The organism is Paludibacter sp. 221, from assembly GCF_010501035.1.
Classification (GTDB): domain Bacteria; phylum Bacteroidota; class Bacteroidia; order Bacteroidales; family Paludibacteraceae; genus QVMH01.
This window is the reverse complement of record NZ_QVMH01000012.1, coordinates 32,561-47,308: the sequence shown is the minus strand read 5'-3', so window position 1 is coordinate 47,308 and position 14,748 is coordinate 32,561. Positions and strand designations below refer to the sequence as shown.

9 protein-coding genes are annotated in these 14,748 nt (G+C 34.9%); 4 read left to right on the top strand and 5 right to left on the bottom strand.

Annotated features, from left to right (window positions below; genetic code table 11):
* Positions 1-73: 73 nt before the first annotated feature.
* The gene (gene nagB / locus D0T49_RS04645; protein ID WP_163629423.1) at positions 74-883 is read right to left on the bottom strand and encodes a glucosamine-6-phosphate deaminase; all 810 of its coding nucleotides are present in this window, start codon (positions 881-883) and stop codon (positions 74-76) included.
* A gap of 227 nt (positions 884-1,110) precedes the next feature.
* Here nagB and D0T49_RS04640 point away from each other — a divergent pair, with 227 nt between their 5' ends.
* The 3 genes from D0T49_RS04640 (at position 1,111) to D0T49_RS04630 (ending at position 5,821) form a co-directional block, all read left to right on the top strand.
* The gene (locus D0T49_RS04640) at positions 1,111-1,596 is read left to right on the top strand and encodes a pyridoxamine 5'-phosphate oxidase family protein (protein WP_163629422.1); all 486 of its coding nucleotides are present in this window, start codon (positions 1,111-1,113) and stop codon (positions 1,594-1,596) included.
* 176 nt (positions 1,597-1,772) lie between these two features.
* Positions 1,773-4,199, top strand: a complete 2,427-nt coding sequence (gene lon, locus D0T49_RS04635; RefSeq protein WP_163629421.1) for an endopeptidase La — start codon at positions 1,773-1,775, stop codon at positions 4,197-4,199.
* 344 nt (positions 4,200-4,543) lie between these two features.
* The gene (locus D0T49_RS04630; protein WP_163629420.1) at positions 4,544-5,821 is read left to right on the top strand and encodes a phage integrase SAM-like domain-containing protein; all 1,278 of its coding nucleotides are present in this window, start codon (positions 4,544-4,546) and stop codon (positions 5,819-5,821) included.
* 269 nt (positions 5,822-6,090) lie between these two features.
* Here the strand turns inward: D0T49_RS04630 and D0T49_RS04625 are convergent, their stop codons facing one another.
* Genes D0T49_RS04625 through D0T49_RS04610 form a run of 4 tightly spaced genes read right to left on the bottom strand, consistent with a single transcriptional unit; the run spans position 6,091 to position 12,653 of the window.
* Entirely contained in the window at positions 6,091-7,224 is a 1,134-nt protein-coding gene (locus D0T49_RS04625) for a Wadjet anti-phage system protein JetD domain-containing protein (protein WP_163629419.1), read from the bottom strand.
* Positions 7,221-10,637, bottom strand: a complete 3,417-nt coding sequence (locus D0T49_RS04620) for an ATP-binding protein (protein WP_163629418.1) — start codon at positions 10,635-10,637, stop codon at positions 7,221-7,223. The genes D0T49_RS04625 and D0T49_RS04620 overlap by 4 nt, the downstream gene beginning before the upstream one ends.
* Complete coding sequence (locus D0T49_RS04615) at positions 10,630-11,199, bottom strand: DUF4194 domain-containing protein (RefSeq protein ID WP_163629417.1); 570 nt, start codon at positions 11,197-11,199, stop codon at positions 10,630-10,632. The genes D0T49_RS04620 and D0T49_RS04615 overlap by 8 nt, the downstream gene beginning before the upstream one ends.
* The gene (locus D0T49_RS04610) at positions 11,196-12,653 is read right to left on the bottom strand and encodes a DUF3375 domain-containing protein (protein ID WP_163629416.1); all 1,458 of its coding nucleotides are present in this window, start codon (positions 12,651-12,653) and stop codon (positions 11,196-11,198) included. Before D0T49_RS04610 ends, D0T49_RS04615 begins: the two co-directional genes overlap by 4 nt.
* Positions 12,654-13,015: 362 nt before the next feature.
* Between D0T49_RS04610 and D0T49_RS04605 the strand changes: the two genes are divergently transcribed.
* Entirely contained in the window at positions 13,016-14,185 is a 1,170-nt protein-coding gene (locus tag D0T49_RS04605) for an ATP-binding protein (RefSeq protein ID WP_163629415.1), read from the top strand.
* Positions 14,186-14,748 lie beyond the last annotated feature (563 nt).

Genomic DNA, 14,748 nt, shown 5'->3' with positions numbered 1-14,748 from the left:
AAATTATTAATACTTTTGTCTAATCAAACCTGTAACGGTTTTTTAGGACTAGTCAAATAATATATGAGAGAATTTACAGTAAAGAATCTGGATTCAAAGTGTCTTTTTCAATGTCCAGAAAGTATTTGTAAGTTCCTACTTTCAGTTCGGCGCAAGCATCGTAATCACATACGATGATTCCTTTTTTGTGCATTTGCAGCGCGCTGATAGTCCACATGTGGTTTATAGGTTCTTCTACAACGTGGCGCAAAGCACGGGCTTTATTGTGTCCGTTTGCAATGATTAGCACTTCTTTAGCATCCATCACAGTGCCTACTCCAACAGTCAACGCTGTTTTTGGCACTTGGTTTACATCATTATTAAAGAAGCGTGAATTTGCTATAATAGTGTCGGTAGTTAATGTTTTCTGGCGTGTACGCGATGTTAAAGAAGATGCCGGTTCGTTGAACGCGATATGCCCATCGGGGCCTATGCCACCAAGAAACAGGTCGATACCGCCTACCTCTTTCATTTTAGCTTCGTATGCTGCACATTCTTTTTCCACATCTTTTGCATTTCCGTCCAGTAGGTGGGTATTTTCGGCCTTAATATCAATATGGCTAAAAAAGTTGTTCCACATAAAAGAGTAATAGCTTTCTTTATGGTCGCGTGGCAGTCCTACATACTCGTCCATATTGAAAGTAATCACGTTCTGAAAAGAAATGATTCCGCTTTTATTCAATTTTATCAATTCGCGATACATGCCCATAGGAGACGACCCTGTAGGAAGTCCTAAAACAAAAGGTTTTTCCGCTGTTGGTTTTGCCTGATTTATTTTTGCAGCCACATAATTTGCCGCCCACTTGGATACGTTTTCGTAATCGGGTTGAATGATAAGTCTCATAAGTGATATTTTTTAGTTTTAAAACCGCAAATGTACTATTTTTATTTCATTCAGGCTACATTATCTCAGGCAAGTTCTTCTAACGCTAAAATGTTACGTTTATTAGGTGTTTATGTTTTTTACTTTGTACAATTCGTTTTTATACCCGTAAAGCCATTTGTGATTGCTATCTGTTTATGTTGGCGTTTTTTTGTACCTTTGTGCTTCCAAAATTTAAGAGTTTGTCAATGAGAACATCTTTTGTTAACAATAGAGACGAAATAGATCAAATAATAGCTTCTTGCGATGTTTGTTTTGTAGGGATGGTAGATATTGACGGGATGCCATACGTTATCCCGATGAATTTTGGTTATGACGGAGAGAATATTATACTTCACTCAGGACCCGAAGGTAAGTATCTGGATTTATTAGGCAAAGATAACCGCGTTTGTATTACTTTCTGCTCGCAACGCGAACTTCGTTGCCAGCATCCTGATGTTGCTTGTAGTTACAGCATGGAGTCGAAAAGCGTTGTGTGCAAAGGGATGGTCTTTTTTATTGATGATAACGACCTTGTAACGAAAGAAAGGTATATGAATATAATCATGAAGAATTATTCGGAAAGGGAGTTCAAATATTCAGAACCCGCATTGCGAAATGTAAAAGTGTGGAAAGTAAGAATTGATAGCATTACCGGAAAAGCGTTTGGTCAAAACTTTAAATCTACATTCTAATTAAATTTCACTACGATAATTCCCTATTCTTTTGGCATAAGAATTGAATAAAAAAGAGCTTATTTTTCGGATTTTATTTAATCGTCTGAAAGGCAATGCTTTAAATGTATTTTGAAAATATCTGTATTACCGGTTTATGTCATTGTGGCATGAATGTAAAATAATAGAATGACAATATGAGCAAATCTTTTAATAAAATATTTCTTGAAGGTAGTGATGATTCGGAATTATATCCGATAATTTCGTTGGACGACCGTCCGGGTGAGGAGGAGATTGACTTGAAATCGGGCGAAGTGTTACCTATTTTGTCGTTGCGGAATATGGTTATTTTTCCTGGGGTGCTTTCGCCTGTGTCAGTGGCACGTCCTAAATCGATGAAGCTGATACGTGAAGCGCAGGAAAATGAATCGCTGATAGGTGTTTGTACCCAAATTGACACACGGATAGACGACCCTACTTACGAACAGCTTTACCCGCTGGGCACGATAGCGCAAATTGTGCGCATACTGGAAATGCCTGATGGTACTACTACGGTTATATTGGAGGGTAAAAAGCGTTTTCGTTTAGGTACGGTTGTAACCGAGAAACCCTATATAAAAGCACATGTCAATTTGTTTGATGATGTTAAGATTGATACAAAAGATAAGGTGTTTCAGGCTTTGGTATCGTCAATAAAGGATTTGACTATAAATATAGTATCCAAATCGGGGACTATGCCTCCCGAAACGGCTTTTGCTATCCGCAATATTGAAAATCCCGTGTTCATGATTAATTATATCTGCACTAATATGGGATTTGATGTGAAGGATAAACAGCGTTTACTCGAAATAGATAATCCGAGCGACCGTGGTTACAAACTGCTGGAACTGTTGGACAAGGAGTCGCAGTTGATTGATTTAAAATTGAGTATTCAAAATAAGGCTAAAGAGGGAATTGACCAGCAACAGCGCGAATACTTTCTTCAGCAACAAATGAGGACTATCCAAAGCGAGCTTGGCGATTTGTCGCCTGAGCAGGATTTGGATGAGTTGAGAGAACGTGCCGACAGCAAAAAATGGAGTGAGGCGGTAGCTAAAACATTCTATAAAGAGCTGAAAAAGCTGGAACGGATGCACCCTCATTCTCCGGATTATTCTACGCAGCTGAATTATATCGAAACTATGCTCGACCTGCCTTGGAATGAATATACCAAGGATAATTTTAACCTGAGAAATGCTAAAAAGGTGCTGGATAAAGACCATTTTGGCATGGATACGGTGAAAGAGCGTATATTGGAGCACCTTGCGGTGCTTAAACTGAAAGGTGATATGAAATCGCCTATTATATGCTTGTATGGCCCTCCGGGGGTGGGTAAAACATCGTTAGGACGCTCGATAGCTACTGCGCTTAACCGCAAGTATGTGCGTGTGTCGCTGGGTGGATTGCACGATGAAGCTGAGATACGCGGTCATCGCCGTACTTATATAGGTGCGCTTCCGGGGCGTATTATACAGAATGTTTTGAAGGCAGAATCGGCAAATCCGGTTTTTGTGCTCGACGAGATAGATAAAATCACTGCCGATTATAAAGGCGACCCGTCGTCGGCTTTGCTCGAGGTGCTGGACCCGGAGCAAAATATGGCATTCCACGACAACTATCTGGATGTTGATTTTGATTTGTCGAAGGTGATGTTTATCGCTACTGCCAATAACCTGAATACAATTCCGCGTCCGTTGTTAGACCGTATGGAATTGATAGAGGTAAGCGGCTATACGCAGGAAGAAAAAATAGAGATAGCATACCGCCATTTGGTACCGAAAGAACTTGAGAACCATGGGTTGAAAAGCGACGACTTTGTACTTACAAAACCTATAATACAACAGCTGATAGAAAAATATACCCGCGAATCGGGTGTACGTAGCCTCAACAGACAGATAGCTTCCCTGATGCGTAAGGTAGCCAAAAAGGTTGCATCGGGCGAGAAATACAATGTGGAACTGACCGAAGACGATTTGACGGAATACTTGGGTGCATCCCGCTATAGTTCGGATAAATATGAAGGCAACGAGTATGCCGGAGTCGTTACAGGCTTGGCATGGACGCAGGTAGGAGGAGAGATTTTATTTATAGAATCGAGCATTAGTAAAAGTAAGGCTCCTAAATTGACTTTAACGGGAAATTTGGGCGATGTGATGAAAGAATCGGCTGTTCTTGCGTTGGAATACATAAAATCGCATGCTGATAAGTTGGGGATAAGTAATGAGCAGCTTGATGAAAACAGCGTACATATACATGTGCCCGAAGGAGCTATCCCTAAAGACGGGCCTTCGGCGGGTATTACTATGGTAACGGCTTTGGTGTCGGCTTTCACCGGACGTAAAGTGAGAAAGAATATCGCCATGACGGGTGAAATTACGTTGCGCGGCAAGGTACTCCCTGTAGGAGGTATCAAAGAAAAGATATTAGCTGCAAAAAGAGCCGGTATTACAGATATTATACTATGTGCTGAAAACAAAAAGGATATCGACGAGATAAAGAAAGTTTACCTCAAAGGCTTGAAATTTCATTTCGTAACAGATATTATGGAGGTTGTTGATTTTGCATTGCTAAAGCAAAAGGCATAAGGATATTTTTGGTATTTAAATATTTGTTAAAAACAAGAAAAACTTCAAAAAAATGTTGTACAACATAAAATAGTACCTTATATTTGCACTGTGTTTTTCATGGTATTAGATTTAAGGTTAACAAGAAAGATTGGGTTGTCGTGATGACAACCTTTCTTTTTTTTGTATATATAGGGTTTAACAATATAATCTACTGATTATTTGTGTTTTACAAAAACTCAAAAACACAGTGAATTTGTTTTTTCACCCCGTTTTAACCCTAAAATAGTCAGATTTCCTATTCTTATGTACAGTCTGATATACACTAAATCAGAGTACATAATGGCAGTTAATAGGAATCTAACATGTATTCAATCAACTTCAAAGGGGTGCCAAATCCCAAAGACAAAAAGCTTGTAAAACTTACCGCAGTGTTCTTCCAAACGGGTTACAGTCGTGTAAAACGAATCATTGACGTAACCGGCGCTTACAAAGATTGGGACCTGGACAAGCAAAGTTTCAAAACAAAAAAATCCGAAAATCAAGTCAAAAACATCCTGCTTTCAGACTTAAAACTGAAATATTTGACCGTTGCCGACAAATGGGAATTGGACGGAAAGAATTGGTGTCCGACGGAATGGGCAGATTATTTTGAAGAAAAAGTACATACTCCGGAAAAAGTAAAAATAATGACCGTTTCGCAGGTTATTGATTATCAGATTGACTTTTTCGAAAAGAAAGAGCGCTTTAAAAACGGCAATGTCGTTTCAAGTTTTTCGAACATCAGGGAATATGGTTTCCTGAAATCTTCGCTGAATGCTTTTACCAAGCGGAAATACCACAAAGCTTTCTCCGGCTTTTATTTCAAAGACATCAACGAGCAGTTTCTGAATGATTATGCTTTGTTTCTACAACTCAGAGGAGCCGAAAACGGAAACAAAGGAGCTGTTGTTGCGCGGTTGAAAAAACTGCGTGCAGTCTGCAATCCTGCTTTCAAATTAAATATTCCTGAAGTTAATATCAGCGCTTTCAGATGCGTAGAATTGAAAATGAAGCAGAATAAATTCGTTCCGAAAACAATTCCGCACGAAACGATAAAGAAAATTGAAAGTATGGATCGTTCAGGGTTCACGAAAACAGAACAATTTCATATTGATATGTTTCTTTTTTGCTTTTATGCCGGTGGCATGGCAAATATTGACGCGATTTATCTTCGAAAAGAATCAATCAAAAAGAAAATGATTGTGTACGAAAGAATGAAAGTGTGCAAAGAAGCGAAAGTCCCGCTGATAAACAAGGCGGAGGAAATAATCAATAAATACAAAGACAAAAGCTACGGCGATTTTGTGTTTCCTGTTTTCACACACAAACACACGACCGAAGAAAAACGGAGAATCCGTCTGGAGCGTTTCAACTGGAAAGTGAACAAAACCCTCGAAAAAGTAAGAACGAAAATCCGCTACAAAGAAAAAATCACGTGGTATTCAGCGCGTGGTTCCTTTATCACGAAAATGATTAACGATGGATATAATCCTGCTCTTGTTGTGGAACAAGCTGGTAACAGTCCGAATATCATTTTTAAGCATTATTATAAGACAGTTAATTCGGAGGAATTGAGGAAGAATATGAATAAGGCGTTTTGAGAAAGTTAGAGTTTTTTTTCATTTTTTATTTGATAAATTTGAAAGTTTTTGTATCTTTACCATATCTTTTAGAGTGGATTTACCCCGATTTTGGCCACGAAACCTTTTTATCGGAGTTTTTTCTAAAGATAAAAAAATCCCAACTAATTAGCAATAATTTAGTTGGGATTAATTGTTTGATTTAGGAATAGGCCTAAAAAAACATTGAGTATATTGAGGACATATCTAAAACGACTAAAATCCACTGGAGAGTTTGAGTTGCTGACAAATTAAGGTCTAATTATTTTACTGACATATTCCAAAGGTACTTTCTCCTGTTCTAAACGCAAATTATTTTCTTTCAACAATTCATACAATTCTTGCTCTTCGATTGTCAGATTTAATTCTACCGAATTTGTGTTTGGTGTTCCTTTATCATCGTCATAATATTTGTCAAATGTCAATTTATCCATCAAAATGCTTTTTACATTTGGAAAATATCCTCTGAATTGTGACAAAATTTCAAAACCTTGTGCGTCTATATCTCCCCAATAATACAATTCCGTATGTTTTAACCATTCTACGTTTTTTAGTATTTCAACACCAAATCCACAGCCAAAAATAATAAGACTTTTTTCAATCAGCGGAAAAGTGAATATATTCATTTTGTTTTCAGCAACAAAGACTTTTTTTATCGGCAAATACAATTTTTCAAATTGACAAATTGGAATATTCAAGTCATTTATTTCTGAAAAATAATGCGAACTTATATTTTTATCCAATATACGAAAACGCACAGTTGACTCTGCATATTTCAAATTAAAGCGTTTTTCGAAATTTGTTTCGTTTTTGTCTATATATCCCGAAATCAAAATATCTAATAATTCCTTGATAATACCTTTATTCTTTTCAATAAATTTTGTGTGAATTTGTATCGGTAATTCACGAATATACAAATTCGGCTTGGGATTCTTTGTGAAATAATCACAGACTTTTAATAAATCATTCCATTGTAAATGATTTTCGATAATTTTCTTTGGATATTTGATTATCCATTCTTTCAATTCAGAAAATCTTGACAAAATCAATCTGTAATCAGTACGGAACTCTGCAACTTCTTTTTCTTTGTGTAAAAATTTCAAAAAGTCACTTTCTGTCTGAAAAGATATTTCGGACGGAATATCTTGCTTCCCGATTTCTTTTTTACTGATTGTGTGAAACTTAATTATATAACCATATCCTTTTTTCTCTTTTGATTGAGAAAGTAAAGCGGTAATTTCAGTTTGATATTCGGCGAGATTTCGGCTTGGTTTTTTATCGCCAAGTATAATGATTTTGTCAAAAGGAATATCCATTACAATGGATTGTAAATATGCCGAATATTTCTTTTCTGCTTTGAATTTTATTTCGGTAGGTGTAATCATTCGCTTACAAATTTTTCTCGTTCAGACTTAAATTGTTCTATAGGCATATCATAAAGCACTGATTCATTTCCTTTGCGTTCAACATAATGAACAAATGAAATGTCGTTTTCTACAATATGCACATCGTTACTCGGAGTAACCACTAAAAGTTGTAAATGAAGTTGTTTGCATAACGAAATAAGATAACGTGCTTTTTCCTCATCCTGTGCTTTAAATGCTTCATCAATAGCAATGAAACGGAATGATTTAGATTGCAAGCCATCTTTTGTTAGACCAAATTGATAAGCAATTGCTGAACCTAAAATTGTGTAGGTCAACTGGGCTTTTTCTCCACCCGATAGCTGTCCCATGCTTTCGTAAGTCTGTTTTTTTGCGTTGGTTTCTTTGTAAAACTCTTCGGCTTTATAGATAAACCACGCTCTGACTTCCATTACTTTTTTACGCCATTGTTCATTTTTTAGTTTTTCGATAAGAGGTTCAATATGATTGGTAAAATGATTTTTCCGACCTTCTATTGTAGCATCAACCTCTCGTATATTCGGAATAGCTTTATCCAATAAATTTCTGAAATCATTAGCCTCATCGCTCAATTTTTTCGGCGCAACGAGCTTAATGTAAGTTGTTGGATTATTATTGAAATCAATGCCTTTCAACGATTCGTTTAAGTGCCGAATATTTTCAGTTATAGAATCTTCCCAATTCTTAAAAAACATTCTGAAAGCACTGACTTTATTGGTAATGGTTTCACGAAGATAATTGTTGAATTTCTTCTCAAAACGAATTAAATCTTCTTCTATTAGCTTTTTGTAAAACGATTGGTATTCGGCAACCAACTCTAAATGTTCTGAATCAGGTAATTTGTTGACATCGGAACGCCAATCTCGATATTTTTCTGTAATTTCTTGCGAAGGGTTTTTAAACTGATTAATTAGACGAGTAATTTTCAGTTTATTCTCATTTTGTTGTATTTCTTGTTCGCCTGTTTCATTCTTGTTTTTTGTTTGAAACTCAGACAGTTTTATTTCAATATTTTCATAAGATAGATTTTGAAATTCGGCATTTCCCGTTTCAAAATTTGTTACATCAATTTCGCCAAGTTGTTCAAGTAAAATGGAGTTTTCGGAAAAGGCTTTGTTAATATTAATTAATTCATTTTTTTCTATTTGAAAAATCTCTCCATCTTTATTTTTTATTGTAACGTCGGTCAGGGTTTTCAACTCACTTTGAACTTGAGCTAACTGTTCTTGAAGTTTTTTTACCTTGTCGTTTGTTTTTCCTAATTCGTTTTTTTGTTCCTTTTTTTCTTGAATTGTATTAGCGTATGACTGCCAATCAATATCATCGTATTTGGTGTAAATTTTAAATAAATCGGATAAATCATCTTTTAGCGTATTTGTATCTTTTATCGTTTTTTCAATTATGCGAATTTGTTGAACAATTTGCTTTTGCTCTTCTTGCAATTTCAAAACTTCGTTTTTGATTAAAGCAATTTTCTCTTTATTGTCCCAACCAAGCACATAATTTTCTTTTTGCGAAATATGCGGACGATCGTCTTTTTCGTGCTTCCCTTTTACTGATTTTATCAATCCTTCCTGCGTTACGGCTCTCTCTTCGTAACGACTAAATTCATACAAATCATTCACACAAGCATAATTATATTGATTGTAGATTACATCTTCCAACCAATCTACATAAGTGTTTTTAGGTTTAAATTCAATCTTATTCAACAAACTGTTTGGCGAAATTTCTCGGTGTTCGAGTGTTTTCAACGAAGTAAAATCTCGATAACGTTGATACACAATGCGCCCTCTCAAATTATTTGCATTCACAAATTCGTTAACTTTCGTATAGTATTTTTCGGGAACAATCAATCGCAAAGCAAAATTATGAAGAATTTTTTCTATCGAAGACTCCCAATCTTTTTCGCTATCTCGTATTCGCATCAATTCGCCAATAAATGGAATTTCTTCTGCAGTTGCATCAACAGCAATTAAAATATCATTTCTGATTTCAGCAACTCGTCCCGAAATATTGTTTTTATTCTTTTGTAAGGATTGAATCGTTTCAATATTTATATCAATATTTTTTTGAATTTCATCTTCCTTATTCTTTTTTTGTCTTAATTCTTCGGCTTTCTTTTCAAGTAAAATTACTAATTCGCCTTTTTTCTCACTTGCCTTTTCCCTATTTTCTTTAAATGTTTCTTCAGTCGGATTTTCAGAAAAACCTACTTTTTGAGTGATTTTATTGTAATTATCTAGTTTGTCGCTTCGATTTTTTTTACTCGTTTCAAGTCGCCCTATTTCAGTTTTTAATTTTTCTATCTGATTCCCGACTGCATCGGTTTTTATCTGAACGGTTAAATCAGTTTCCTGATTCTTTAGCTCTTTTTCTTTTTCTTTCAATTTTGCCAAATCTTCTTTCAAAATTTCCAATTTAGCATTACATTTATCAAATTCTTTTTTGGCTAATTCTACTTTCTTTTTGGCAAAGAAATACACCGCCATTTCTTTCGAATGTTGCAATTTTCCTAATTCTGCTTGAATTTCGGTTAGTTTATCAGCTATTTCATCTATGGGTTGCAATAGTTTTATTTGCTCTTTTGTTTTGTCGATATTAATCTTAGCACTCATCAATTCATCAAAATTCTTGATTAAATCAATGTATTGGTCTTCTGCGTTTTTCTCCTCTTTATCTTTATATTCTTCGAGCATTTTATGACGAACGAAACCATCTAAATCGTCCAATACTTTCACACCTACAATCTGATTGAAAAGCCCTAACGCATTTATATCGCGCATGCCGAACAATCCGACAATTCTTTTCGCATATTCTGTCGGTCCATTAAAAAATTCTATGCGTTTTTTTGTTGCGTTTGCATTGTATTTCTTGTCCAACAATCTCTTCCACGCACCTTTTGGGTCAAAATTTGAAAAATCATTTTGTATGGTCAGTTGCTCTCTCGAAAGCCCAAATGCTGTTTTCAGTTCATTGTTTGCAAACCATCTAATCTGAAATAGCGTAACAATCCGTTGGTCGGAATTGAAGAAAGAGGTCAAAATGACTGAGTATGTTTTTTTATCTCTCAATTGCAGTTTGGTAGTATTTTTTTCTCCCTCTTGTTGTTGATTAGCGTAATTCCCAAGTACGTATGTTGTTTCATTGCGGTCGCCTTTTTTTTCTACACCCGAAGATTGATTGTAGAATCTGTCTTTGTGCAAAGGAACAAGCAAAGTAAGCAAAGCATCAATTAAAGTGCTTTTTCCCGACGCGTTGGCGCCCGTCAGAAGAGAATTATTACCTTGTGGATTTATTCGGACTATTTTTTTGTCAAAAGTACCCCAATTGTAAATTTCCATATAATGCAATCGAAAACCTGCTGTATCTGAACTCGTTGTAAATAAACTATACATATTCCTGCAGTTTGTTTTTGAACTCTTGTAAATCGTTCAACGTGATTTTTTCTTTGATAATTCGGTGAATTTGATATCTTGTTTCATTCTCCATTTTTTTGATCTCTTTCAAGAAACCTAATTTTTCCGCATTATTAATATAACTATCCAATTCTTTAATAAACTTCACTTTATTGTATTTTTCGGGCAAAAACAATTCTACTTCTTCTTTAATTTCCGTGTTGGTAATAAACTTTTCGAATGATTGCGTTTCAGTAGGATTGCTATCAAACTCTTCCAAAATCTGACGCAAAACCACTAAAACAATAGAAGTTTCAAAACCAATTTGTCGTCTCGAAACCAAGTTTAGCGTCATGCCATCTTCTTGCTCTACTTGTTTTACAAAAGCAAAACCTTCGTCTTTTTTTATTATTAACTCAAGTCCAACAATGCTGATATAATCCTGTATTTCATCTTGATACGTAATAACGTCAGCCCAAACAGGATTACTTCGTCCCACCGTACCTTTCAGCAAACGAACAATGGCTTTTGAATAGGTTTTTATATTATTATTTTCATTCATTTTGTCAATATTATTTCTGGAATTTGAATGGATTTTTTGTTTACCTCGTCAAACAAAATGGATTGTGTTTTATTGGTATTTACAGTATGCTTAAATTCTCTTGCCAAAGAAACATAACCAAATAGTTCGGGAAGTCCTTTGGACAGACCACCTTTATCTTCTATGATTTCATGGATAGTTGCTTGTGATTTTTTGTTCAAGACCTCTTTAATGTGCTTTCGCAATATTTTTTTATCTACAACGTAAGGATTAAACAATTTATGAAGGCTATCAAAATCTGTAATGTTCGCTTCTGCTAATAGTGGTTTATCCTTATAAACAATTTCTTCTGATTGTTCGTAAGTCAGTTTCCGTTCAAAAGGCAGACTGATTTCCATCTCTTCAATTTCAAGGGAAATATCAGGATTCTTTTTTGTTTTTGTTTTGCTTGTTTCAAGTAACAATTTTTTAATTTCTTGAATAAGATTTTTGGTAACTTCCGTTTTTGAAACTTCTGTTTCTCGAATAATCCGGCTCAATTTTTCTGCCATTTTATCATTCGTTTTGTAAACTTTCTGTCCCGAATCGAACAAATGGCGCTTCATGTCTTTCAAAAAAACATCACTAATTTCAATGTTTTTTTCGTCAAGCATTTGATACAATGTTTGTGTCAATTCGTCCCACTCTTGTTGTAATTCAGACGAAAGCAGGAACTCCCAAAAAGCATAAAAACTCTTGCCTTGCGAACTATCTTTTAATTGAGCTAATGCGTCGAAAGTATATTGTAGAATAGAGCCTTTGTTAAGAGAAGTGTCGCTTTGTTTTTGATAAATTTCTTTGATAATTATCTTGAAATTGTCGTCAACTTCCTTGAAATCAGAAAGTAATTCTTTGGCAATTTTGTTCAAATCTTTAAATCTCGGCACAATTTCATACTCTTCAAAAACCTTAATATCTTCACCCATTTTAAGGCGTTGAATTTGCTGTTCGAGTTCTAATTTTTTATCTTCAAGGAGTTGTAAACGCTTTTCTTTATCTTCGCTCGTAAATTCGACTAGTTCCTTGAGTTGATTAAAAAGTGCTTTGAATTTGGATTCTGTACCAATATATTCTTCTTTTTTTAGATTGCTCAACCAATCAAGCGTTTTACTCGAATAGGACGAAAGTTCATAAAAAATTTCTCCCGATTCATTTTGATAATTTGTCAAGAAACCACTGTCAGCCCATTTTTGAATATATTTTTTTGCTTTATCTTCATATGTGTCGCTAAATTTGCTTTCGTTTTCATCGTCAACTTCAATTCCTTTTTCTTCCAAATAGGACTCCAACTTATAATGAATATTCTCGGACGAAACAACACTTTCTTGCGCGAAAACTTCGACAAAAAACAGAAGAATAAACTCTCGGTTTCTTAATTTTAGCAATTCTACACTTGGTGAGTTTTTTAATATGTCCGACAATTTTATTTTATCCATAAATTATTTTCAAATATCATCTACAAAAATACCTTTTTTTTGTTTGATTTTAAGTGCTTTTGAATAGAATGGTTGTTTAAGAATCAACCTGATATTTAAGAGACCTACACAATTACCTTAAAACAACCACAATTACCTTAACAGGGTAATTGTTGTAAAAACAGGGTAATTATCCCTGTCCATCGCTGTTTACAAAACTTCACCCTTGCTATTACGAGGCACAAACTGCGATCATAAAGTAGTTCAGTGTCCAAGAAACTTTTTTCTAATTTGAATAGTATTTTGCATTTCCACAGTGCATTTTCACTCAGTATTTGCACTTTTATAGTGCAATTTGATTATCTTTGCAAAAAACAATTATTATGGATAAGTTATTAGAGTATTTTCAAAAACTATTGCGTGAAACAGACACGCAGTTTTTGCGGTATATTTACGATAAAATCAATTGGAAAAACCGCATGATTGGTCTTGTCGGACCGCGTGGAGTCGGAAAAACGACATTGGTATTGCAACATATCAAGACAAATCTGAATCCGAAGGAAACACTTTATGTTACTGCGGAAGATTTTTATTTCACGGATAATAAACTGTTAGATTTAGCAGATACTTTCGTAAAACAAGGCGGAAAATATCTGTTTATTGATGAAATCCATAAATATAAGGATTGGGCGAAGGAACTAAAACTGATTTACGATTATCATTCGGAATTGAATGTCGTTTTTACCGGCTCTTCCATTCTGGATATAAAGAAAGGAGCTTCAGATTTGAGCCGTCGCGCAGTAATGTATAACATGCAGGGATTATCGTTTAGGGAATACCTGCAATTATTTCACAATATTTCCACAGCGATTTATTCGTTGGAAGATATTATCGGAAATAAAGTGGAAATCGCAGAGTTAAAACACCCGCTTCCTTATTTCAGCGATTATCTCAAACGCGGTTATTATCCTTTTGCAAAAGATGATGATTTTGATATGCGCTTAATGCAGATAATCAATCAAACGCTGGAATCGGATATTCCCATGTTTGCCGATATGAACATGGCGACCGGACGGAAATTAAAGCAACTTCTTTCCATTATTGCTAAAAGTGCGCCGTTCAAGCCTAATATGAGTAAAATTGCCGAGATACTTTCCGCCAGCCGGAATAATATCGCGGATTACTGCCTGTATATAGAAGAAGCCGGATTAATCAGCCAGTTGCGCGATGATACAGGCGGAATCAGAGGATTGGGCAAAGTTGATAAAATCTATTTAGACAACACCAACTTGATATATAATTTGGCCGAAGAAAACGCCAATATCGGAAATATTCGCGAAACTTTCTTTCTGAACCAGACAAGAGTTATGGCGGATGTAATAAGTTCCCGTACTGCCGATTTCCAGATTGATGACATGACGTTTGAAATTGGCGGGAAGAATAAAAAACAAAAACAAATCCAGCAAGCGGAGAAAGGGTTTGTTGTGAAAGATGATATCGAATTTGGATACAACAATGTCATTCCACTTTGGACATTTGGAATGGGATATTAATGGGCTATTTCAGGATTTTCGAAACAAAAATTGAGTTATGTTCTCTACCATGTCCGTGTTTTTTCGAAGTCGTACATTGTATACGGCAACATTTCAAAAAGAATTAATATTTAGCTTGGTAGAACAAGACTTACCATATATATATTTGCAAAATAAATTTATGTCAAATTTTGCTATCTCATGTATACTTCGATGTACATTTTGATTGTCCGGAAAGAAAAAGAAGCTGATTTATAGCTGGTTAAAAGAAGAAGATTTATTGTCGTGATGACAACCTTTCTTTTTTTATATACTATTTTATTGTTATTTTTTATCCATCCTTTTATCTTTTCCCATTTTTTATTCAGTTTTGTTTTTATTCAGTTTCAACAAAACCTCAACAAGTTGAAAATAAAAACTCATTATAACTATACAAACTACCTGTTTTTAGTTAAAATAACTTCTCCCTTTTTTTATCTATTTCCTTTTTTTCTTCCTTTGAACAAAGTCATAATAAATATTTGTCATCAAAAATATTGAATATTTAGACTCTTCTTTCAGGTAATTTTAATTACAACACTGAG

Bases quoted from the DNA above. Each gene is read 5' to 3' on its own strand.
- D0T49_RS04615 (WP_163629417.1), bottom strand. From the start codon at position 11,199: ATGAATGAAAATAATAATATAAAAACCTATTCAAAAGCCATTGTTCGT.
- D0T49_RS04640 (WP_163629422.1), top strand. From the start codon at position 1,111: ATGAGAACATCTTTTGTTAACAATAGAGACGAAATAGATCAAATAATA.
- D0T49_RS04610 (WP_163629416.1), bottom strand. From the start codon at position 12,653: ATGGATAAAATAAAATTGTCGGACATATTAAAAAACTCACCAAGTGTA.
- lon (WP_163629421.1), top strand. From the start codon at position 1,773: ATGAGCAAATCTTTTAATAAAATATTTCTTGAAGGTAGTGATGATTCG.
- D0T49_RS04620 (WP_163629418.1), bottom strand. From the start codon at position 10,637: ATGTATAGTTTATTTACAACGAGTTCAGATACAGCAGGTTTTCGATTG.
- nagB (WP_163629423.1), bottom strand. From the start codon at position 883: ATGAGACTTATCATTCAACCCGATTACGAAAACGTATCCAAGTGGGCG.
- D0T49_RS04625 (WP_163629419.1), bottom strand. From the start codon at position 7,224: ATGATTACACCTACCGAAATAAAATTCAAAGCAGAAAAGAAATATTCG.
- D0T49_RS04605 (WP_163629415.1), top strand. From the start codon at position 13,016: ATGGATAAGTTATTAGAGTATTTTCAAAAACTATTGCGTGAAACAGAC.
- D0T49_RS04630 (WP_163629420.1), top strand. From the start codon at position 4,544: ATGTATTCAATCAACTTCAAAGGGGTGCCAAATCCCAAAGACAAAAAG.